A 19,670-nucleotide genomic window follows, 5' to 3' on the forward strand; every position below is an offset into this window, starting at 1 on the left:
GCGTGTCATCGAGCGTATGCCCGTTTGATCTGGAGAATGTCCAGCCTTTTGAGTGGCTAGCCGTCCTGGGACTTGCCACTCGAACGAGTGGAACCCGAGGAAGCGCCCGCCTTGAGCCCGTCCTTGGTCCCCGCCGACGGAGTCTCGAATGACTCCAACGCCTCCAGCACGTCCTGGACACGGGAGATCTCGGCATTGATGTCCGTCCGGCGACGGGTCAGGACCTCCAGGTCGCGCCGGCCCTCCTCGACCAGCCGCTCCGCCTCGGCCTCCGCCTCCGCCTTGATCCGCTCCGCCTCGGACACCAGCGAACTCTTCTTCTGCTCGGCCTCCTTGAGGAGCGCGTCCGCCTTCCGCACGGCCGCGATCCGGACCTTGCTCGCCTCCGAACTCGCCTCGGAGACCATCTCCTTGGCCTTCTCCTCGGCCTCGGCGCGCTGCTCCTCGGCGGCCTTCACCAGCTTGTCGACCCGCTCGCCGGCCGTCTTCATCTGCTCGGCCGACTCGCGCCGCGCCCGCTCGTGCAGCTCCTCGATCTCGCCCTCGATCCGGCCCCGCAGCTCCTCGGCCCGCTCCCTTATGTCGGTCGCGTCCTTCCGCGCCCCGACCAGGAGCTCGTCCGCGTCGGTCCGCGCCTTCTCCACCAGCGCGTTGCCCTCCACGGTCGCCTCGGCGACGATCCGCTCGGCCTCCTTGCGGGCCGCGCCGACCATCGTGTCCGCCTGCGTCTCCGCCTCCGCGGTGGCGCGCAGCGCCTCCTCCTGGGCCTTGGCGACCAGCTGGTCGGCCTGCTCGGCGGCGTCCGCGCGCTTCTTCGCGCCCGCCTCGCGGGCCTCGTCCAGGGTCCGGTCGGCCTCCGCGCGGGCGTCCGAGCGCATCTGCTCGGCCGCCGCCCCGGCTTCCTCCTCGACCCGCGCCGACTCCGCACGGATCCGCTCGGCGTCCTGAAGGGCGGACTCCCGCTCCCCGGCGCCCTCGGCCCGCAGCCGCTCGGCCTCGCCGGCCGCGTCGGACAGGGTCCGCTCGGCCTCGGTCCGGGCGTCGGCGGTCACCGCGTCGGCCAGCTCGATGGCCTCGTCGGTGATCCGGCCCGCCTCCGTCGTCGCCTCGCCGACCAGGGCGTCCGCCTGCTCGGCCGCGTCCTGGCGGCGCTTGTCGGCGGCCTGCCGGGCCTCGTCCAGGATCTGCTCGGCGTCGGCCAGGGCCGCCGTCCGCAGCGCCTGGGCGTGCGCCTCGCCGTCCGTCTTGACCTGCTCGGCCTCGGCCCGCAGCCGGGTCGCGTCCCGCTCGGTGGTCTCGCGCAGCTCGGCCGACTCGGCCGCGATCCGCTCGGCCTCGGAGGTCGCCTCGCCGACGAGGGCGTCGGCCTGCTCGGCCGCGTCCTGGCGGCGCTTGTCCGCGGCCTGCCGGGCCTCGTCCAGGACCTGCGCGGCCTCCGCGCCGATCCGCTCGGCCTCGGAGGTCGCCTCGCCGACCAGGGCGTCGGCCTGCTCGGCCGCGTCCTGGCGGCGCTTGTCGGCGGCCTGCCGGGCCTCGTCGAGCACCAGCTCGGCCTCGGCGGCGATCCGCCCGGCCTCCGCCGTCGCCTCGCCGACCACGCCCTCGGCCTTCTCGGCCGCCTCCGAACGGATCCGGTTGGCGTCGTCCCGGGCGTCCGCCCGGGTACGGGCAGCGTCCTGCTCGGCCGACGCCAGCGAGTCCGTCGCCTCGGTCCGCACCCGCTGCGCGTACTCGGCGGTGTCCGCGCGGAGCTTCTCCGCCTCCGCGATCGCGTCCCCGACCGTCCGCTCGGCCAGCGCCTTCGCGGCCTCGGACTCCTCCTGGGCACGCGCCCGCGTGCGGGCCGCGTCCTCGGACGCCCGCTCCCGCTCCCCGTGCGCGTCGGCGCGGACCCGGTCCGCCTCCTCCTGCGCCTCGGTGCGGGTCCGCTCCGCCGCGTGCTCCGCGGCCGAGCGCAGCCCGGCGATCTCCTCCTCGGCCTGCTCGCGCAGCCCGGCGACCGAGTCGCGGACCTCCTGGGCGGCCCGCGAGGCGGCGCCGACCATCTCGGTCGCCCGCGCGTCCGCCTCCTCGACCAGGCGCTGCGCCTCGGCCTGCGCCTCCTCCACCCGCTTGCGGGCGGCGGCCAGCAGCTCCTCGGACTGCTCGCGGGCGTGCTCGCGCTCCCGGCCGGCCTCGGAACGCGCCGACTCCAGGGTCTCCTCGGCCTCGCGGCGGCGCCGTACGGCCTCCTCCTGCGCGGCGGCCAGCGCCTCGGCGGCCTCGGCGGCGACCCGCTCGGCGGCGGCCGCGGCCTCGGCCCGCACCCGGTCGGCGTTCTCCTGGGCCTCCGACCGCAGCCGCTCGGCCTCGGCCTCCGCCTCGGAGGTGAGCCGCTGCGCGGTCGTCTCGGCCTCGGAACGCGCCGCCGAGGCGTCCGCCGCGGCCTCGGTCCGCAGCCGCTCGGCCTCGGTCTCGGCCTGCTCCCGCAGCGTCCGGATCCGCTCGGCGCCCTCGGTCCGCAGCCGCTCGGTCTCCTCGGCGGCCTCGCGGCGGATCCGCTCGCCCTCCGCACGGGCGTCGGTCAGCTCCCGCCCGGCCGCGGCGACCTTCGCCTCGGCGTCGGTGTGCAGCCGGGTCAGCTCCTCGGCGGCCTCGGCGCGACGGGCCTCGGCGGCCCGCTCGGCGTCCGCGCGCAGCCCCTCGGCGGCCTTCTCGGCGGCCTCCCGGACCGACTCCGCCTGCTCCTCGGACTCGGCGCGCAGCCGCTCCGCCTCGGCCCGGGTCCGCTCCAGGGTCTCCTCGGCCTGGGTCCGGAGCGTCTGGGCGCGCTCCATCGCCTCCGACTTGACCTTCTCGCTCTCCGCGCCGGCGTGGGTGCGCAGCTCGTCGGCGTCGGCCTTCGCCTTGGCCAGCAGCTCCTCGGCGGTCTTCGCCGCCTCCTCGATCTGCTGGACGGCCTCGCGGCGGGCCTCGCCGCGGATCCGCTCGCCCTCGGCGATGGCCTCGGCGCGCAGCTGCTCGGCCTCGCCGCGCAGCCGCCGGGCCTCCTCCTGGAGCTCGACGGTCTTGGCCCGGTACTCCTTGGTGTCGTCCTTCGCCGAGCCGAGCAGCTCGTCGGCCTGCTCCTCGGCGCGGGAGCGCAGCCGGTCGGCCTCGGTCTCGGCCTCGCGGCGGATCCGCTCGGCCTCCTCGGACGCCTTGCGGGTGGTCTCGGCGGCGTCCTCGGACGCCTTGCTGAGGACCTCCTCGGCGCTGCGGGCGGCCTTGGCCAGCGCCGCCGCCGAGTCCTCCGCCGCGGCGGTGCGGGCCTTCTCGGTGGCCTCGGCGACCAGCTTCTCGGAGTGGGCGGTCGCCTCGCGGAGCTTCTCCTCGGCCTCGGCCTTGAGCTGCTCCGCCTTCTCGGTCGCCTCGCCCACGAGGCGGGCGATCTCGGACTTGGCGGTACGGGTGCGCTGCTCGTTGACGGAGTCGGCGGAGGCGAGGGTCTTGGCGGCGGACTCCTTGGCCTCCGCGAGCGCCTTGTCGGCCTCGGCGCGGGCCTGCCGCAGCTTCTCGTCGGCCTCCTGCATCCGCTGTTCGGCGGCGCGGGAGAGTTCGGTGGCCTGGCGGCGGGCCTGGTCGGTCTCGGCGACGGCGGTGGTCCGCAGCTGCTCGGCGTGACCGGTGGCCTCCTGGGCCTGGGTGGAGGCGGCCGTCATCAGCCGCTCGGCGTCCTTGCGGGCGCGCAGCAGAATCGCTTCGGCCTCGGCGCGGGCGGCCTCCGCCTCGGCGCCGACGCGGCGGCCGGTCTCCTCGGTGACGCGGGTGGCCTCGGTGCGGGCGGCGGTGAGCGACTGCTCGGCCTCGGCGCGGGCCTCCTCCATCAGGCGGCGGGCCTGGGACTCGGTGCGGGCGCGGAGCTGCTCGGCCCAGGCCACGTTCTCGTTGACGTGGGCCTCGACGGTCTGGCGGCGCTCGTTCAGCTCCTGGTCGAGCTGCTGGCGGCGCTGCACGGCCTCGGTGTGCAGCTCGGCCTGGAGGCGCGCCTGGTGCTCGGCGTGCTCCTGGAGGATCCGCTGGGTCTGCGCCCGGGCCTCGCGCAGCTCCCGCTCGGCGTCCTGGCGGAGCTGTTCGGCCTGCGCCTGCGCGTTCCGCAGCAGCTGCTCGGCCTGGTAGCCGATGTCCGCGCTGTCGTAGGCGGGCCGGGACGCGATGGTGCGCCGGGCCTCGTGGAGCTTGGCACGCAAGACCTCGACCTGGTACCCGAGGTCCTCGGCGTGCTGGACGGCCTTCTCGCGTTCCTTCTTCAGCCGGTCCATCTCGGCTTCGAACCGCGAGAGATGGTCGTCTTCAGCTCGGTGGCTCTCCTGGCGTTCGTAGCCCCGCACTGCGCGGTCCATCCTTCCCCGAGCTCTGCGAGCAGGGGAGACCCCAACCTGGTCGCAACATTCCGACGAGACCGTTCACCCGACAGAACGGCCCCCCGGGGAATCGTGGCAGATCGGACGACCCCGACATCCCGACTTCGGCGCCGCGCGAAGCGGCCCCGACCGGCCCCGGCCCGGAGTCGCCCACTCTACCGGGCCGGGAATACGGAGGTCAGTGCTCCGCTGAGGAGTGGTCAGCGGAAGGGGGTGCGGAGGTGACGAGTTCGGTCAGGACGCCGTGGCAGTCCTTGGGGTGGAGGAAGGTGATCCGGGAGCCCATGGAGCCGATCCGGGGCTCGTTGTAGAGGACCCGGACGCCCTTGCCGCGGATGGCCTCGGCGTCCCCGTCGACGTCGGCGGTGCCGAAGGCGATGTGGTGGACGCCCTCGCCGTTCTTGGCCAGCCACTTGCCCACCGCGGAGTCCTCGCGGGTGGGCTCCAGGAGCTGGAGGTAGGAGGCGCCGCCGTCGTCGGTGGCGTTGATCCTCAGCATGGCCTCGCGGACGCCCTGCTCCTCGTTGACCTCGGAGTGGTAGACCTCGAAGCCGTACGTGGCACGGTAGAACTCGACGGTCCTGTCCAGGTCGAAGCAGGCGATCCCGATGTGGTCGATACGCGTCAGCATGGCTCCAGTGCACCCCCGCCGGGATGGTTACGCAACGTGCGCGCCGTCACACCGGCAGGCCGGTGACCCGGCGCCGCACCGCTCAGTACATTGGCGGTAAACCCTCGTTCACTCCTCATCCCAAGGGGCCGTGCCTCATGTCTGGAACGACCGGTACCACCTCAGTGATCGTCGCGGGCGCCCGCACGCCCATGGGTCGCCTGCTCGGCTCGCTCAAGTCCTTCTCGGGCGCCGACCTCGGCGGCTTCGCCATCAAGGCCGCCCTGGACCGGGCCGGCATCGGCGGCGACCAGGTGCAGTACGTGATCATGGGCCAGGTGCTCCAGGCGGGCGCCGGTCAGATCCCCGCCCGCCAGGCCGCCGTCAAGGCCGGCATCCCGATGAACGTCCCCGCCCTCACCATCAACAAGGTGTGTCTGTCGGGCCTGGACGCCATCGCGCTGGCCGACCAGCTGATCCGCGCCGGTGAGTTCGACATCGTCGTCGCCGGCGGCCAGGAGTCGATGACCAACGCCCCCCACCTGCTCCCGAAGTCCCGCGAGGGCTTCAAGTACGGCGCGATCGAGATGCTCGACGCGATGGCGTACGACGGCCTCACCGACGCCTTCGAGAACATCGCGATGGGCGAGTCGACCGAGAAGCACAACACCCGCCTCGGCATCGACCGCGCCTCGCAGGACGAGATCGCCGCCCTCTCGCACCAGCGCGCCGCCGCCGCCCAGAAGAACGGCGTCTTCGAGGCCGAGATCACCCCGGTCGAGATCCCGCAGCGCAAGGGCGACCCGGTGATCTTCGCCAAGGACGAGGGCGTCCGCGCCGAGACCACCGTCGAGTCCCTCGGCAAGCTCCGCCCGGCCTTCGCCAAGGACGGCACCATCACCGCCGGCACCTCCTCGCAGATCTCCGACGGCGCCGCCGCCGTGGTCGTGATGAGCAAGGCCAAGGCGGAGGAGCTGGGCCTGGAGTGGATCGCCGAGATCGGCGCCCACGGCAACGTGGCCGGCCCGGACAACTCGCTCCAGTCGCAGCCGTCCAACGCCATCCGGCACGCCCTGAAGAAGGACGGCCTGTCCGTCGACGACCTCGACCTGATCGAGATCAACGAGGCGTTCGCCGCGGTCGCCGTACAGTCCATGAAGGACCTCGGCGTGTCCCCGGAAAAGGTGAACGTCAACGGCGGCGCCATCGCGCTCGGCCACCCGATCGGCATGTCCGGCGCCCGTGTGGTGCTCCACCTCGCCCTGGAGCTCAAGCGGCGCGGCGGCGGCATCGGCGCGGCCGCGCTCTGCGGCGGCGGCGGTCAGGGCGACGCGCTGATCATCCGCGTGGCCGGCAAGTAAGCACTTCCGACAGGAGAACGCAGCATGGTGGACGTCCCCGCTCTGGTCGCCCAGGCCCGGGAGGGCCGGCCGCGCGCCGTGGCCCGGCTCATCTCGCTGGTGGAGGGGGCGTCCCCGCAGCTGCGCCAGGTGATGGCGGCGCTGGCCCCGCTCACCGGGAACGCCTACGTGGTGGGCCTGACCGGCTCGCCCGGGGTCGGCAAGTCCACGTCGACCTCGGCGCTGGTGAGCGCGTACCGCCGGGCCGGCAAGCGGGTCGGCGTGCTCGCCGTCGACCCGTCCTCGCCGTTCAGCGGCGGTGCGCTCCTCGGCGACCGGGTGCGGATGTCGGAGCACGCCTCCGACCCCGGCGTCTACATCCGCTCGATGGCCACCCGGGGGCACCTGGGCGGCCTCGCCTGGGCCGCCCCGCAGGCCATCCGCGTCCTCGACGCGGCCGGCTGCGACGTGGTCCTGGTGGAGACCGTCGGCGTCGGCCAGTCCGAGGTGGAGATCGCCGGGCAGGCCGACACCTCCGTGGTGCTGCTGGCCCCGGGCATGGGTGACGGGATCCAGGCCGCCAAGGCGGGCATCCTGGAGATCGGCGACGTGTACGTGGTCAACAAGGCGGACCGGGACGGCGCCGACGCCACCGCGCGCGAGCTCAACCACATGCTGGGCCTCGGCGAGGCCCGCGGGCCGGGCGACTGGCGGCCGCCGATCGTGAAGACGGTGGCGGCGCGCGGCGAGGGCGTCGACGAGGTCGTGGAGGCCCTGGAGAAGCACCGGGCCTGGATGGAGGAGCACGGGGTCCTGGCGGAGCGCCGGCGGGCCCGTGCGGCCCGCGAGGTGGAGACCATCACCATCACGGCGCTGCGCGAGCGGATCGGCGACCTGCACGGGGACCGGCGGCTCGACGCGCTGGCCGAGCGGATCGCGACCGGCGCGCTCGACCCGTACGCGGCCTCCGACGAGCTCCTGGCGAGCCTGACCGGGAACTGAGCGGCCGGAACGCCGAAGGGCCTCCCCGTCCGGGGAGGCCCTTCGGCGCATCTCTGTCAGGTCACGGCTTCCCGCGCTTGCCGCGGAGCCGTTCGGCGACCGGCTTCAGCGACTCGTGGAGGTCGCCGAGCGCCTCCGGGGTGAGCCGGTCGATGAAGTGGTCGCGGACGGACTCCACGTGGTGCGGGGCGACCTTGCGCATGGTCTCCATGCCGTGGTCGGTGAGGACGGCGTAGAGGCCGCGCCGGTCGGACTCGCAGTTGACCCGCTCCACCAGGCCGGCGTTCTCCATCCGGGTGATCTGGTGGGAGAGGCGGCTCTTGGACTGGAGGGTGGCGGCCGCGAGGTCGCTCATGCGGAGCCTGCGGTCGGCGGACTCCGAGAGGTTGACGAGGATCTCGTAGTCGTTCATCGTCAGGCCGAAGGGCTGGAGGTCGCGCTCCAGCTGATGCGTCAGCATTCTCTGGACGTCGAGGAAGGTGCGCCACGCGCACTGCTCGGCGTCGGTGAGCCAGGGTGTGGCCGTCTCGGTGTCCATGATGTGGATTCTACCTAAGAAGTTGAATACTTGACGAAATCTGCGGGGTGACGCTCGGCACCCGCCGGACCGGCCGCGGTCCCCGCGCGGCCGTTCGAGGCGTCACGCTCCGCAGACTACCGCTCACAGCCCGAAGCGTCGCTGCAGGTCACCGAGCTGGCCGGGAAGGCGCGGCACCGCCCCCTGCGCCGCCTGGCCGGAACCGTGCGCACCGTGCCCGCCCGGCACCCCGGCCTGGGCCGGCGGTCCGCCGGTGTTCCGGTCGGCCATCAGCAGCTCCGTCGACTGGAGCAGCACCGTGCCCGCGCCCACGAACTCGAACTGGTGCTCCTCGCCCGAGGAGCCCCCGATGCCGGTCAGGGCCCGTACGCCGCCCATCACGCCCGTCAGGTAGGCGTGGTCGTAATGGTGACAGGGGGAGGGGCAGTCCGCCCAGCCGACCAGCGCCTGCGGGTCCACCCGCAGCGGCGGCTCCATGAAGACCACCGGCCCGTTGGACGCGGCGACGAACTTTCCGGTGCCGATCAGCGTCACGAACCCCGGCACGATCGACTGCTTCAGCGCCAGCGTCGGCTGGTAGGCCAGCAGGTTCCCCGAGCGGATCGTCAGATTGCCCTCGTCCAGGTCGTACGAGTTCACGTCGAAGGCCCGGTCCGCCAGCAGCATCTTGCCGGTGCCCTCGGCCACCACCCAGTCGCTCGCGTGCAGCGGCGAGTGGAAGGCGGTCCGCACCAGCCGGTCGAGCCGGCCGTGCCCGATGCCGTTGAACTCGATCCGCCCGTAGTAGGCGATCATCTTCCCCTTCTGGAGGAACCAGGGGGAGCCCTTCAGCTCGACGCAGAAGGTGTACGCGTTGACGTTGTCGTCCGACGGCAGGGTGTGCGGGTCGTGGATGACAGGGGTGCTCACAGCTTCTCCTCCGACGCCTGGACGTACACCGCACCGCTGCCGCTCAGCTCCAGCTGGAACGCCTCGCCCGAGCCGCGGCCCACCATGTCCCGCCAGCCCAGCGCGGCCGAGAGCTTGTTCCGCACGTCGCCGTGGTGGGCCACGTACGCCTGCGGGTCGACGTGGACCGGGCGGCCCGGCGCGATCGGCAGCTCGATCACCCCGCCGTGCGCCATGACCGCCACCGAGCCGTGGCCCTTGAGGGTGGTGGTGAAGAGGCCCTGCCCGGTCACCTGGCCGCGGACCATGCCCATGACGCCGCCCTGCGAGCCCATGAACATCGTGCCCTGCTCCAGGGTGCCGTCGAAGGCGAGCAGCCGGTCCGCCTCCACGTAGAGGGTGTCGCCGGTCAGCGCGATCACCTGGATGTGGTGGCCGCCGTGCCCGAACAGCACCGTGCCGCTGCCCTCGACGGTCATCAGCGGCGTCGCCTCGCCCGCCACCCGGCGGCCGATCATCGACATCAGGCCGCCCTGCCCGCCGGAGACGTTCGGCGTGAACGTGACGTCCCCGCGGTACGCCAGCATGGCGCCGCGCTGGCTGAAGAGGCGCTGCCCGGGGATCACGGTCGCCTCGATCATCTTGGAGTTGATCTCACGGAACGGCACTAGACGCCCCCCCCGATCGTGTTGCGCTCGCTCGGCTGCACGTAGACCAGCCCGTCGCCCTCGAAGCGGATCTGGAACGCCTCGCCGCCGCCCTCGCCGAGCAGGGTGCGGAAGGTCACACCCGACTGGAAGTGCTGCTGGAGGTCGCCCTGGTGGGCGACGTACGCGCCGGGGTCGACCGACAGCGGGTACTGCGGGGTCACCCGGAGCACCGTCGCCGGGCCGTCGGACATGATCGCCGCCTGCCCGGTGCCCTCCACCGTGGTGGTGAAGAGGCCGTTGCCGGTCGCGCCGCCGCGCAGGCCCGTGAAGGTGGTGCCGGTGCGCAGCCCCGCGTCGGCGCAGAGCAGGTTGCTCGCCTCCACCCACAGCTTGTCGCCGTGCAGCTGGACGAGGTTGATCTCGGAGGCCCGGTCGGCGAACCAGCAGGTCCCCTGGCCCTTGACCTCCATCACCTCCATCTGTTCGCCCGTCAGCCGCCGGGTGACCATGCCGCGCAGGCCCTCCCCGCCGCCGCTCATCTTCTTGAACGCCATCTGTCCGTCGTAGGCGACCATCGAGCCGTTCTTCGCCTTGACGGCGTCGCCGGTCATCGTCACGGCGAGCACCTTGCTGCCCTGGAGTCGGAACGTAGCCACGGGCTGAAGGTAGCGGGGACCCGGATAAAGAGACAGCAAAGTCGGCGTGCACAATGGATCCGCCCACCCTTGTGCATCCGTTCACAAGATCGCGCTCGGCAGCTCGCTCATCGGCTCGAACGAAGGTGACCCCTCCGTGGACCTCAAGACCGCTTCCTCGCTCCACCGCCTCCGGCTCGTCTCCGCGCCCGAGGCCGTCTCGTTCCTGCTCCTGCTGGTCTGCTCGGTGCTCAAGCGGACCACGGACTTCAACGCGGTGCCGGTGATGGGTGCCGTCCACGGTGTGCTCTTCGTCCTCTACGTGCTCTTCTGGCTGGACGCCTGGAACCGCACCAAGTGGGGCCTCGGCACCGCCGCCCTCTACTTCGCGCTCTCCGTCGTGCCCTTCGGCGGCTTCTTCGCCGACCGCAAGCTGAAGGCCGAGGCCGACGCGGCCGTCATCGCCTCCCGCGCCCGGGCCGAGGCCGCCGAGGGCGCGGTGAAGGCGTGATCGTCGCGTTCTCGGTCACCCCGCTCGGTGTGGGCGAGGAGGTCGGCGAGTACGTCGCCGACGCCGTCCGCGTGGTCCGCGAGTCCGGCCTGCCGAACCGCACCGACGCGATGTTCACCAGCGTCGAGGGGGAGTGGGACGAGGTGATGGACGTGGTGAAGCGGGCCGTCGCCGCCGTCGAGGCGCGCGCCCCGCGCGTCTCCGTCGTCCTCAAGGCCGACATCCGGCCTGGCGTCACCGACGGCCTCACCGCCAAGGTCGCGACGGTGGAGCGCCACCTGGGCGCCTGAGCGGCGGCCCCGCCCGAGCCCCCGGCGTCCGCCGGGGGCTTCTCGCTGCCCGGGGGGCTTTGAGCGAATGATCGACATCGGTTAACGTCCTCCTTGAGCAGTCGCTCAAGACGGGGGAACGGTCGTGGGGATCCACAGCGTGTTCCCGTTCCCGGCCGTCGCCGGCACCGGTGTCTCCGCGGGGGAGCGCCACCGGGCCGGCGGCGGCCGGACGTGCGCCGGGGGTGGGACCCGTAGGCGAGGAGGGGCGGGCGTGAGCCGGGAAGAGAAGGCGCGGGGGGCGCAGGACGCCAAGGGGCGGGAGACCCGCGAGAAGCTGCTCGACGGGGCCCTGCGGTCGCTGGTCGAGCACGGGATCGCCGGAACCTCCGCCCGGTCCGTCGCCGCCGCCGCGGGCGTCAACCAGGCGCTGGTCTTCTACCACTTCGGCTCCGTCGACGACTTGCTCGCGGCCGCCTGCCGGCGCGGCGCCGAACAGCGGGTGGCCCGCCACCGCGACCGGCTCCAGTCCGTCACCAGCCTCAACGAGCTGCTCGCCTTCGGCCGCGGGATGCACGACGAGGAGCGGGACGCCGGACACGTCGCCGTCCTCGCCCAGCTGCTCGCCGGAGCCCAGAGCCACCCCCGGCTCGCCCCCGCCACCGCCGCCGGGCTCGACCTGTGGATCGAGGAGATCGAGCAGGTGCTCCGGCGGGTGCTCGCCGGCTCCCCGCTGGACGGCTTCACCGACCCCGCCGGGCTGGCCCGGGCCGTCGCCGCCTCCTTCGTCGGGCTCGAACTCTACGAGGGCGTCGACCCGGACGGCGCCGAGGCCGCGCTCACCGCCCTGGAGCAGCTCGGCGCGCTGCTCGCCGCCGTGGAGGAGCTGAACCCGGTGGCCCGGAAGGCGGTCGCGTACACGCTGCGTCGATCGGGTGGACGCGGGCGCTAGAAAACCCTCACTCGGAGTACTCCAGTCGACACGCCGGATGGTGTCCCTTTTCGTGGGGACATCGACCCGATCGACGACAGCTGGAGGCACCGTGCGGCCGGGAGGCTACGACTACGACACCTACAGCCGGCTCGCCGGTCCCCTCACGGAACCGGGCACGGCGGACTACCAGGTGCAGTACACGAGTCTGCTCGCGAAGGAACCGCACCGAATACGAGCCGTCCTCCTGATGGCCCTCGCCCCGCTGCTCTCCGCGGTGCTGCTGGCCTACCTGGTCTGGCCCAGCCACTGGACCGTCCGCGAGGGCGACGACACCTGGCGCGTGCCGTACGACACGGTGATGCTCGTGTCGATCGGCCTCATCTGCCTCTTCATGCTGGTGAACGTCTCCTCGATCGCCCACGCCACCATGGTCGCCCGCGACCCCGTCCCGGTGTACCCCGAGCGGGGCACCCGGGTCGCCTTCCTCACCACGTACGTGCCCGGCAAGGAACCCCTCGCCATGGTGCGCGCCACCCTGGAGGCCGCCGTCCGCCTGCGGCACGACGGCACCCTGCACGTCTGGCTCCTCGACGAGGGCGACTCCGACGAGGCCAAGGCCCTCTGCGCCGAACTCGGCGTCCGCCACTTCACCCGCGCCGGCGTGCCCGAGTGGAACCGCCGGAAGGGCCCGCACAGGGCGAGGACCAAGCACGGCAACTACAACGCCTGGCTCGCCCTGCACGGCGACGCCTACGCGTACTTCGCCTCGGTCGACACCGACCACGTCCCGCTCCCCGGCTTCCTGGAGCGGATGCTCGGCTACTTCCGCGACCCCGACGTCGCCTTCGTCGTCGGACCGCAGGTCTACGGCAACTACACCGGCGCCGTCACCAAGGCCGCCGAGTCCCAGCAGTTCCTCTTCCACGCCCTCATCCAGCGCGCCGGGAACCGCTACCGCGCCCCCATGTTCGTCGGCACCAACAACGTCGTCAGGATCGCCGCCCTGAAGCAGGCGGGCGGCCTGTACGACTCCATCACCGAGGACATGGCCACCGGCTTCGAACTGCACCGCCGCAAGAACCCGGCCACCGGCCGGCGCTGGCGCTCGGTCTACACCCCCGACGTCCTCGCCGTCGGCGAGGGTCCCGCCTCCTGGACCGACTTCTTCAGCCAGCAGCTCCGCTGGTCCCGCGGCACCTACGAGACGATCCTCAAGCAGTACTGGAAGGCGCCGTTCAGCATGCCGCCCGGCCGCCTCCTCCACTACACGCTCATGCTCGTCTACTACCCCATGACGGCCGTCAACTGGCTGCTCGGCATCCTCAGCTGCGTCCTCTACCTGTGGCTCGGCGCCTCCGGCACCCAGGTCTCCTCCCAGGTCTGGCTCATGATCTACAGCGACGCCGTCGCCCTCCAGATCGGCCTCTACCTCTGGAACCGCCGCCACAACGTCTCCCCGCACGAACCCGAGGGCTCCGGCGGCCTCGCCGGCATGATGATGTCCGCGCTCTCCGCGCCCGTCTACCTCACCTCCCTCGGCTCCGCGGCGCTGCGCACCCACGGGCGCTTCGTCGTCACCCCCAAGGGCGGCGCCGCCAGCCCCGACCGGCTCCTCACCTTCCGCATCCACCTCTTCTGGGCGGCCGTCCTCGTCGCCTCCCTGGTGGCCTCGGCCCGCTTCGACCACACCCACGCGGCCATGCGCACCTGGGCGGTCCTCGCCCTCGTCATCGCGCTCGCCCCGGTCACCGTCTGGGCCTGGACCCTGCTGCGGGACCGCCGCGCCCGCACGGTCCGCGACCGGGCCCGCGCCCGGACCCGCGACCGCCGCCTCGCCCTCGCCCGGACGGGGATCGAGCTGCGCACCGTACCGCCGCTGCCGCAGCTCCCGCCCCTGCCCCCGAACCCGCCCGCGACCACGACGACCGGAGGGAACTGAGCCATGGCCTACCGGCCGTCCAAGAAGTTCAAGAAGACCCTGCTCGGCAGCGGCGCCGTCCTCGTCCTCGCGGCCCTCAACGCGCCCGCCGCCGTCTCCTTCGCCTCGGAGAAGTACCACGCCTACAAGATCGCCCAGCCGGGCTACAAGAAGAAGTACGGCTCCTGGGGCGCCGTCTCCGTCCCCGACGGGGCCCGGATCAACGCCATCCACGCCGCCCTCCTGCACACCGGCAAGGTGCTGCTGATCGCCGGCTCCGGCAACAACCAGAAGAACTTCGACGCCGGCACCTTCGACACCGTCCTGTGGGACCCGGTGAAGAACACCTTCAAGAAGGTCCCCACCCCCGAGGACTTCTTCTGCGCCGGCCACAGCCAGCTCCCCGACGGACGGCTCCTGGTGGCCGGCGGCACCGCCCGCTACGAGGTCCTCGACGGCGGGGTGAAGAAGGCCGGCGGCGGGATGCGGGTGAAGAACGAGAGCCCCGACAAGGCCGTCACCCTGAAGAAGGGCACCGTCTTCCGCTCCCCGTCCGGCGTCGAGTACGTCACCACCACCGATGTCACCGTGCCCAAGGCGAAGCGCGAGTTCGAGATCTCGTACTTCACGAGCGGTCAGATGAAGCCGTGGAGGACGAAGGTGACCGCGGCCGAGGCCCGGGTCTTCGTCGAGGCCGTCGAGGAGGGCCCGCAGGGCCTCACGACCCAGGCCGCCCAGTACGAGATCGTCGGCCTCAAGGGCAAGCAGGCCGACAACGTCTACGGCCTCGCCCAGAAGCTCACCACCGAGAAGCAGGACTTCCAGGGCATCAGGGCCGCCTACGAGTTCGACCCCGTTGCGGAGAAGTACATCCCGGTCGCCCCCATGAAGGACGCCCGCTGGTACCCGACCCTGGTCGGCCTCCAGGACGGCAAGGTCCTCGCCGTCTCCGGGCTCAACGACGTCGGCGACGTCGTCCCCGGCGACAACGAGATCTACGACCCCGAGACCAAGAAGTGGACGAGGGGCCCCTTCCGCTACTTCCCCACCTACCCCTCGCTCTTCCTCACCAAGGGCGGCAAGCTCCTCTACACCGGCTCCAACGCCGGCTACGGACCCGCCGACAAGGGACGCGCCCCCGGCCTGTGGGACCTGAGGACCAACCGGTTCACCGCCCTGCCCGGCCTCACCGACCCCGACCAGCTGGAGACCTCCGCCTCCCTGATCCTGCCCCCGGCGCAGGCCCAGAAGGTGATGGTCCTCGGCGGCGGCGGCGTCGGCGAGTCCGCCAAGTCCACCGCCCGCACCTCCATCGTCGACCTGAACACCGACAGCCCGACCTTCAAGGACGGCCCCGCCCTCCCGCAGGGCACCCGCTACCTCAGCAGCGTCCTGCTCCCCGACGACACCGTCTTCACCACCGGCGGCTCCCGCGACTACCGGGGCCGCAGCGGCAGCGACATCCTCAAGGCCCAGTTCTACGACCCCGCCGCCAACGCCTTCGCCGCAGCCGCCGACCCCACCGTCGGCCGCAACTACCACTCGGAGGCGCTGCTCCTGCCGGACGGCCGGGTCGCCACCTTCGGCTCCGACCCGCTCTTCGACGACAAGGACAACACCAAGCTCGGCACCTTCGAACAGAGCATCGAGGTCTTCACCCCGCCCTACCTCCACCGGGCCGGCGCCGACCGCCCCGCCCTCGGCGAGGGCCCGAGGGAACTCGACCGGAACGGCCGCGCCACCTTCCGGACCAAGGACGCCGGCCGGATCGCCGAGGCCCGGCTGATGCGGCCCAGCGCCGTCACCCACACCACCGACGTCGAACAGCGCTCGGTGGAGCTGGGGCTGGCGAAGGGCAAGGACGGGCTCACGGTCACCGTGGACGCCCCCGAGGACCGCACCCTCGTCCCGCCCGGCTGGTACATGCTCTTCGTCACCGACGACGCCGGAATCCCGTCCGAGGCCACCTGGGTTCAGGTGAAGGGGGACTGACGCCCGGTCAGGACTCCGCGCGCCGGGCCAGCCCCAGCGCGTAGTCCGGCCACCAGGTCCCCGCGGACGGGCCGCCCCGGCACGGCCCGTCCGAATCCCCGGGGCGCTTGATCCACAGATACGCGTCCACCAGCGCGTCCCCGGTCCGGTCCGTCGGCGGCACGCCGAGCGACCGGCCCGGGGGATTGCACCACGCCTCCGCCCGGTCCCCCGGGAGGGGGCCGGCCCCGTTCCGGCTCGTGTCGACGGTGAAGTGCATCCCGCCGAGCAGCCCCGACAGCGTCGCCCCGAAGTCCCGCACCACCGCGTCGGTCTGGAAGTTCGACACGTTCAGCGAGAAGCCGTCCGCGCGGGAGATCCCCGCCCGCCGCAGCGGCTCCACCAGCTTCCCCGGATCGTCGATCCACGCCGGATTCCCCGCGTCCAGGTAGACCCGGGTCCGCGGCTGCCGCTTCAGCCGCTCGACCGCCTCCGTGAGCAGCCGCGACCGCTCCTCGTGGTACTGCCCCGGCGTACAGCCGTCCACCATGTGCGGCACCGCGTCCGGCTCCAGCACCACCACCGCCGAGGCGTCCCCGATCGCCGAGGCGAAGGAGTCCACCCACGCCCGGTACGCCTCCCCGTCGTGCGCCCCGCCCGCCGAGTACATGCCGCAGTCCCGGTGCGGGATGTTGTACGCCACGAAGACCGCCGTCCGGTCCTCGGCCGTCGCCCCGCGCACCGCCCGCTGGATCTCCGGCACCGGGTCGTCCCCGGCCGGCCAGTCCGCGACCGGCTGCTCCGAGATCCGCTTCAGCACCCGGGCGTCGTCGGCGCGGCCCTGCGCCTGGTAGCTCCGGACCTGCTTCGCCGCGTCGCTCTCCGGATCCACCCAGAACGGCGAACCGCCCGTCGGCGCCGGAGCCGAGCCCTTCGTCGCGGCCGGCGGCCCGACGGGGGAGCGGGCGGGCCCGTCGGAGGAACAGCCGCTCGCGGTCAGCAGCAGCGCGCTGAGCAGGGCGAGCGTGGCGGTGGCGGTGGTGCGGCGGGACATCCGGCCCCCAGGGTCGGCGACGAGGGGAGTGCGGGCATGGGTCGGCCCGCGGGGAAACCGGACAGACCGCGCCATCGTGGCATGCCGGTCATCCGGCGTCCGGCTGCGACACCGCCATCCCCAGCGGCGTCCGCTCGTACAGCACCTGGTGGCCGTAACGGCGCGAGGTCAGCAGCCCCGCCTCCCGCAGCACCGACAAGTGCGCCGACACCGACGACGGCGCCCGGCCGAGGAGATGGGCCAGCGCCGTCGTCCCCATCGGCTCGGCGAGCGCGCACAGCACGTCCGCCCGCACCGGGCCGAGGAGCCGGGCGAGAGCCTCGGGGGTGCGCCCCCGACGCTCCGTCCACAGCCCGCCGATCCCGCGCGCCGGGTACACCACCGTCGGCTGCCACGGCTCCTCGAAGCCGCTCACCACCTCCGGCCAGATGAACACCGACGGCATCAGCACCAGACCCCGCCCGCCCAGCGCCCGCACATGCTCCCCGCGGTAGCTCACCTCCAGGACCGCCGCCTCCGGGTCCCAGGCGAACGACGGGTGCAGCTCGCCCAGCAGCCGCTCCAGCCCCCCGTCCGCGAGCCGCCGCGAGTGGTAGGCCACGTCCGCTTCGAGCAGCGCCCGCAACCGCGGCCACTCGGGCGCGACCAGCGCCTCCCAGGCCGCCCCGAGCAGATCGGCCAGCCGCTCCACCGCCCCGGCGGGATCGGCCAGCAGCCGCCGCCCCTCCGCGCTCCGCGCCGCCCCCGGCGTGCAGGCCAGCGCCCGCGCCATGTCCGGCCCCGCCAGCGCCGGATCGACCGCCCGCACCGCCGCGAGCTCGTCCTCGAAGGACGCGGCGGGCCCGAGCGGCGGCGGGTACAGGAAGTCCGGCGAATGCCCCCGCTCCGGCATGAGCAGCTGGAGCGGCGCCAGCTCCAGCGCCCGCGCGGCCCCGCCGATCCGCCGCAGCCACGGCAGGTGGTACCCCTGCTGCCGGGGTCGCGCCAGCACCCGCACGGCCGACTGGGTCTCCCACAGCGGCGACACCGCGAACCGGATCCGCAGCGCGTCCGCCTCCCCGAAGAGCAGGTGATAGGGCACGACCCCTCCTCGGATTCGGCTGGAGCCGAAAGTCTAGGCCCGGCCGCCTCCCCGCCCGCAGGCTGCCGCCATGTCCCCGACCGACACGGCCGCCGCCGCACCCCCGGCCGCCGCCGCGCCCCCGCCCGGCTACCTCGCCGTCTTCCGCGTCCGCGAGTTCCGGTGGGTCTTCGGCGCGCACGTGCTCTCGCTCCTCGGACTCGTCGTCAGCGAGATCGCGCTCACCGTCCTCGTCTACGACCTCACCCGCTCCCCGCTCCTCTCCTCCCTCACCTTCGCCGTCGGCTTCCTCCCCCACCTCCTCGGCGGCACCCTCCTCGCCGGCCTCGCCGACCGCCACCCGCCCCGCCGGGTCCTCGTCGTCTGCGACCTGATCTGCGCCGGCGCCGTCGCCCTCATGGTGCTGCCCGCCACCCCCGTCGCCGGGCTCCTCGTCCTGCGCTGCGCCGTCGCCGCCGTCGCCCCCGTCTTCCAGGGCACCCGCATGGCGACCCTCGCCGACATCCTCGGCGAGGGCGACCTCTTCGTCCTCGGTCGCTCGCTCCTGCGGATCGTCTCCCAGTCCGCCCTCCTCGCCGGCTTCGGCGTCGGCGGCGTCCTCCTCACCGTCGTCCCCGCCCGCGGCGCCATCGCCCTCACCGTCGCCGGCTTCCTCCTCTCCGCCCTCCTGCTGCGCCTCGGCACCGCCCGCCGCCCCGCCCGCGCCGCCGCCGGGCACGAGGGCCTCGGCGCCACCTGGTCCCTCCTGCGCGACCGGCGGATCCGCGCCCTCATGCTGCTCTTCTGGGTGCCGCCGCTCTTCGTCGTCGTCCCCGAGGCCCTCGCCGCGCCCTACGCCGCCGGACTCGGCGTCTCCACCGCCGCCCTCGGCCTCCTCATGTGCGCGATGCCCGTCGGCACCATCGCCGGCGAACTCCTCGCCGGCGCCGTCCTCCGCCCCGCCACCCGCTCCCGGCTCGTCGCCCCGCTCCTCCTCGCCGGCTTCCTCCCCTTCCTCCTCTACGCGCTCCACCCCGGCCCCGCCCTCGCCGCCCTCGCCCTCGTGCTGGCCGGAGCCGCCGGCGCGTACACCCTCGGCCTCGACGCCTGGTTCGTCGCCGCCGTCCCCGAGGAGCGGCGGGGGAGGGCCATGACCCTCATGACGGCGGGCATGATGACCGCCCAGGGCGTCGGCATGGCCGGCGCGGGGCTCGTCGCCGAATTCGTCCCCGTCCACCTCGTCGTCGCCGGCGCCGGGGCCCTCGCCACCGCGGTCGTCGCGGCCCTCCTGGCCGAGACGCGTGCGTCGGGCGGCCGAAAGGTGAGACGGGGCTGACCGCCATATGACCAGTCGGTAAGGTCGACGCGTGCCGAAGCCGCTCAGTCTCCCCTTCGACCCCATCGCCCGAGCCGACGAACTCTGGCAGAAGCGCTGGGGCCCGGTCCCCTCGATGGCCGCGATCACCTCGATCATGCGCGCCCACCAGATCCTCCTGGCCGAGGTCGACGCCGTGGTCAAGCCGTACGGGCTCACCTTCGCCCGCTACGAGGCCCTGGTGCTGCTCACCTTCTCCAAGGCGGGCGAGCTGCCGATGTCGAAGATCGGCGAGCGGCTGATGGTCCACCCCACCTCGGTGACGAACACGGTGGACCGCCTGGTGAGGTCCGGCCTGGTCGACAAGCGCCCCAACCCCAACGACGGGCGCGGCACGCTCGCCTCCATCACCGAGAAGGGCCGCGAGGTGGTGGAGTCCGCCACCCGCGACCTGATGGAGATGGAGTTCGGCCTCGGCGCGTACGACTCCGAGGAGTGCGCCGAGATCTTCGCCCTGCTGCGTCCGCTGCGGGTCGCGGCGCACGATTTCGACGAGGGCTGACCCCAGCGAAGATCGCCCCGGAACGTGCGGT

Annotated in this window: 17 protein-coding genes; 9 read left to right on the forward strand and 8 right to left on the reverse strand. The window is 73.2% G+C overall.

Going from position 1 to position 19,670, the window contains the following annotated elements; translation table 11 throughout:
- Positions 1-56: 56 nt before the first annotated feature.
- Together scy and mce are read right to left on the reverse strand one after the other, a co-directional pair.
- Positions 57-4,349 (reverse strand): polarized growth protein Scy, encoded by a 4,293-nt coding sequence (gene scy / locus ACFVU3_RS01150; protein ID WP_390063002.1) that lies wholly within the window; start codon positions 4,347-4,349, stop codon positions 57-59.
- 211 nt (positions 4,350-4,560) lie between these two features.
- Entirely contained in the window at positions 4,561-5,013 is a 453-nt protein-coding gene (mce, locus tag ACFVU3_RS01155; RefSeq protein ID WP_390062570.1) for a methylmalonyl-CoA epimerase, read from the reverse strand.
- Between the two features lie 137 nt (positions 5,014-5,150).
- Here mce and ACFVU3_RS01160 point away from each other — a divergent pair, with 137 nt between their 5' ends.
- Both ACFVU3_RS01160 and meaB read left to right on the forward strand, forming a co-directional pair.
- Positions 5,151-6,353: an acetyl-CoA C-acetyltransferase gene (locus ACFVU3_RS01160; RefSeq protein WP_390062572.1), complete on the forward strand. Its 1,203-nt coding sequence runs from the start codon at positions 5,151-5,153 to the stop codon at positions 6,351-6,353.
- 24 nt (positions 6,354-6,377) lie between these two features.
- The gene (gene meaB, locus ACFVU3_RS01165; RefSeq protein WP_390062574.1) at positions 6,378-7,334 is read left to right on the forward strand and encodes a methylmalonyl Co-A mutase-associated GTPase MeaB; all 957 of its coding nucleotides are present in this window, start codon (positions 6,378-6,380) and stop codon (positions 7,332-7,334) included.
- A gap of 61 nt (positions 7,335-7,395) precedes the next feature.
- On the opposite strand, the gene ACFVU3_RS01170 is transcribed toward meaB, so the two are convergent.
- The 4 genes from ACFVU3_RS01170 to ACFVU3_RS01185 form a co-directional block, all read right to left on the reverse strand.
- Positions 7,396-7,872 carry a MarR family transcriptional regulator gene (locus ACFVU3_RS01170; RefSeq protein ID WP_030492580.1) on the reverse strand — a complete coding sequence of 159 codons (477 nt, stop codon included), beginning with the start codon at positions 7,870-7,872 and terminating at the stop codon, positions 7,396-7,398.
- 123 nt (positions 7,873-7,995) lie between these two features.
- Positions 7,996-8,781 carry an AIM24 family protein gene (locus ACFVU3_RS01175; protein WP_390062576.1) on the reverse strand — a complete coding sequence of 262 codons (786 nt, stop codon included), beginning with the start codon at positions 8,779-8,781 and terminating at the stop codon, positions 7,996-7,998.
- Positions 8,778-9,428: an AIM24 family protein gene (locus tag ACFVU3_RS01180; RefSeq protein WP_390062577.1), complete on the reverse strand. Its 651-nt coding sequence runs from the start codon at positions 9,426-9,428 to the stop codon at positions 8,778-8,780. The genes ACFVU3_RS01175 and ACFVU3_RS01180 overlap by 4 nt, the downstream gene beginning before the upstream one ends.
- Positions 9,428-10,066: an AIM24 family protein gene (locus tag ACFVU3_RS01185; protein WP_390062579.1), complete on the reverse strand. Its 639-nt coding sequence runs from the start codon at positions 10,064-10,066 to the stop codon at positions 9,428-9,430. The genes ACFVU3_RS01180 and ACFVU3_RS01185 overlap by 1 nt, the downstream gene beginning before the upstream one ends.
- Before the next feature lie 136 nt (positions 10,067-10,202).
- Between ACFVU3_RS01185 and ACFVU3_RS01190 the strand changes: the two genes are divergently transcribed.
- From ACFVU3_RS01190 to ACFVU3_RS01210, 5 genes are all read left to right on the forward strand, one after another.
- Positions 10,203-10,556, forward strand: coding sequence for a DUF3817 domain-containing protein (locus ACFVU3_RS01190; RefSeq protein ID WP_390062580.1), 354 nt, complete (start codon positions 10,203-10,205; stop codon positions 10,554-10,556).
- The gene (locus ACFVU3_RS01195) at positions 10,553-10,846 is read left to right on the forward strand and encodes an MTH1187 family thiamine-binding protein (RefSeq protein ID WP_390062582.1); all 294 of its coding nucleotides are present in this window, start codon (positions 10,553-10,555) and stop codon (positions 10,844-10,846) included. Before ACFVU3_RS01190 ends, ACFVU3_RS01195 begins: the two co-directional genes overlap by 4 nt.
- Before the next feature lie 253 nt (positions 10,847-11,099).
- Positions 11,100-11,777 carry a TetR/AcrR family transcriptional regulator gene (locus ACFVU3_RS01200; protein WP_390062584.1) on the forward strand — a complete coding sequence of 226 codons (678 nt, stop codon included), beginning with the start codon at positions 11,100-11,102 and terminating at the stop codon, positions 11,775-11,777.
- A gap of 91 nt (positions 11,778-11,868) precedes the next feature.
- Complete coding sequence (locus ACFVU3_RS01205) at positions 11,869-13,698, forward strand: glycosyltransferase family 2 protein (RefSeq protein WP_390062586.1); 1,830 nt, start codon at positions 11,869-11,871, stop codon at positions 13,696-13,698.
- 3 nt (positions 13,699-13,701) lie between these two features.
- Complete coding sequence (locus ACFVU3_RS01210; protein WP_390062587.1) at positions 13,702-15,669, forward strand: galactose oxidase-like domain-containing protein; 1,968 nt, start codon at positions 13,702-13,704, stop codon at positions 15,667-15,669.
- Between the two features lie 7 nt (positions 15,670-15,676).
- On the opposite strand, the gene ACFVU3_RS01215 is transcribed toward ACFVU3_RS01210, so the two are convergent.
- The gene (locus ACFVU3_RS01215) at positions 15,677-16,702 is read right to left on the reverse strand and encodes a glycoside hydrolase family 6 protein (RefSeq protein ID WP_390062589.1); all 1,026 of its coding nucleotides are present in this window, start codon (positions 16,700-16,702) and stop codon (positions 15,677-15,679) included.
- Between the two features lie 88 nt (positions 16,703-16,790).
- The gene (locus ACFVU3_RS01220) at positions 16,791-17,783 is read right to left on the reverse strand and encodes a DUF5937 family protein (protein WP_390062591.1); all 993 of its coding nucleotides are present in this window, start codon (positions 17,781-17,783) and stop codon (positions 16,791-16,793) included.
- A gap of 70 nt (positions 17,784-17,853) precedes the next feature.
- On the opposite strand from ACFVU3_RS01220, the gene ACFVU3_RS01225 reads away from it, so the two are divergent.
- On the forward strand, positions 17,854-19,098 hold the full coding sequence (locus tag ACFVU3_RS01225) for an MFS transporter (protein WP_390062593.1): 1,245 nt from the start codon (positions 17,854-17,856) through the stop codon (positions 19,096-19,098).
- A 31-nt stretch (positions 19,099-19,129) separates the two neighbouring features.
- Positions 19,130-19,639: a MarR family winged helix-turn-helix transcriptional regulator gene (locus tag ACFVU3_RS01230; RefSeq protein ID WP_376601972.1), complete on the forward strand. Its 510-nt coding sequence runs from the start codon at positions 19,130-19,132 to the stop codon at positions 19,637-19,639.
- Positions 19,640-19,670 lie beyond the last annotated feature (31 nt).

Origin of the sequence: Streptomyces sp. NPDC058052, from assembly GCF_042885515.1 — a bacterium.
Taxonomy (GTDB): Bacteria; Actinomycetota; Actinomycetes; order Streptomycetales; family Streptomycetaceae; genus Streptomyces.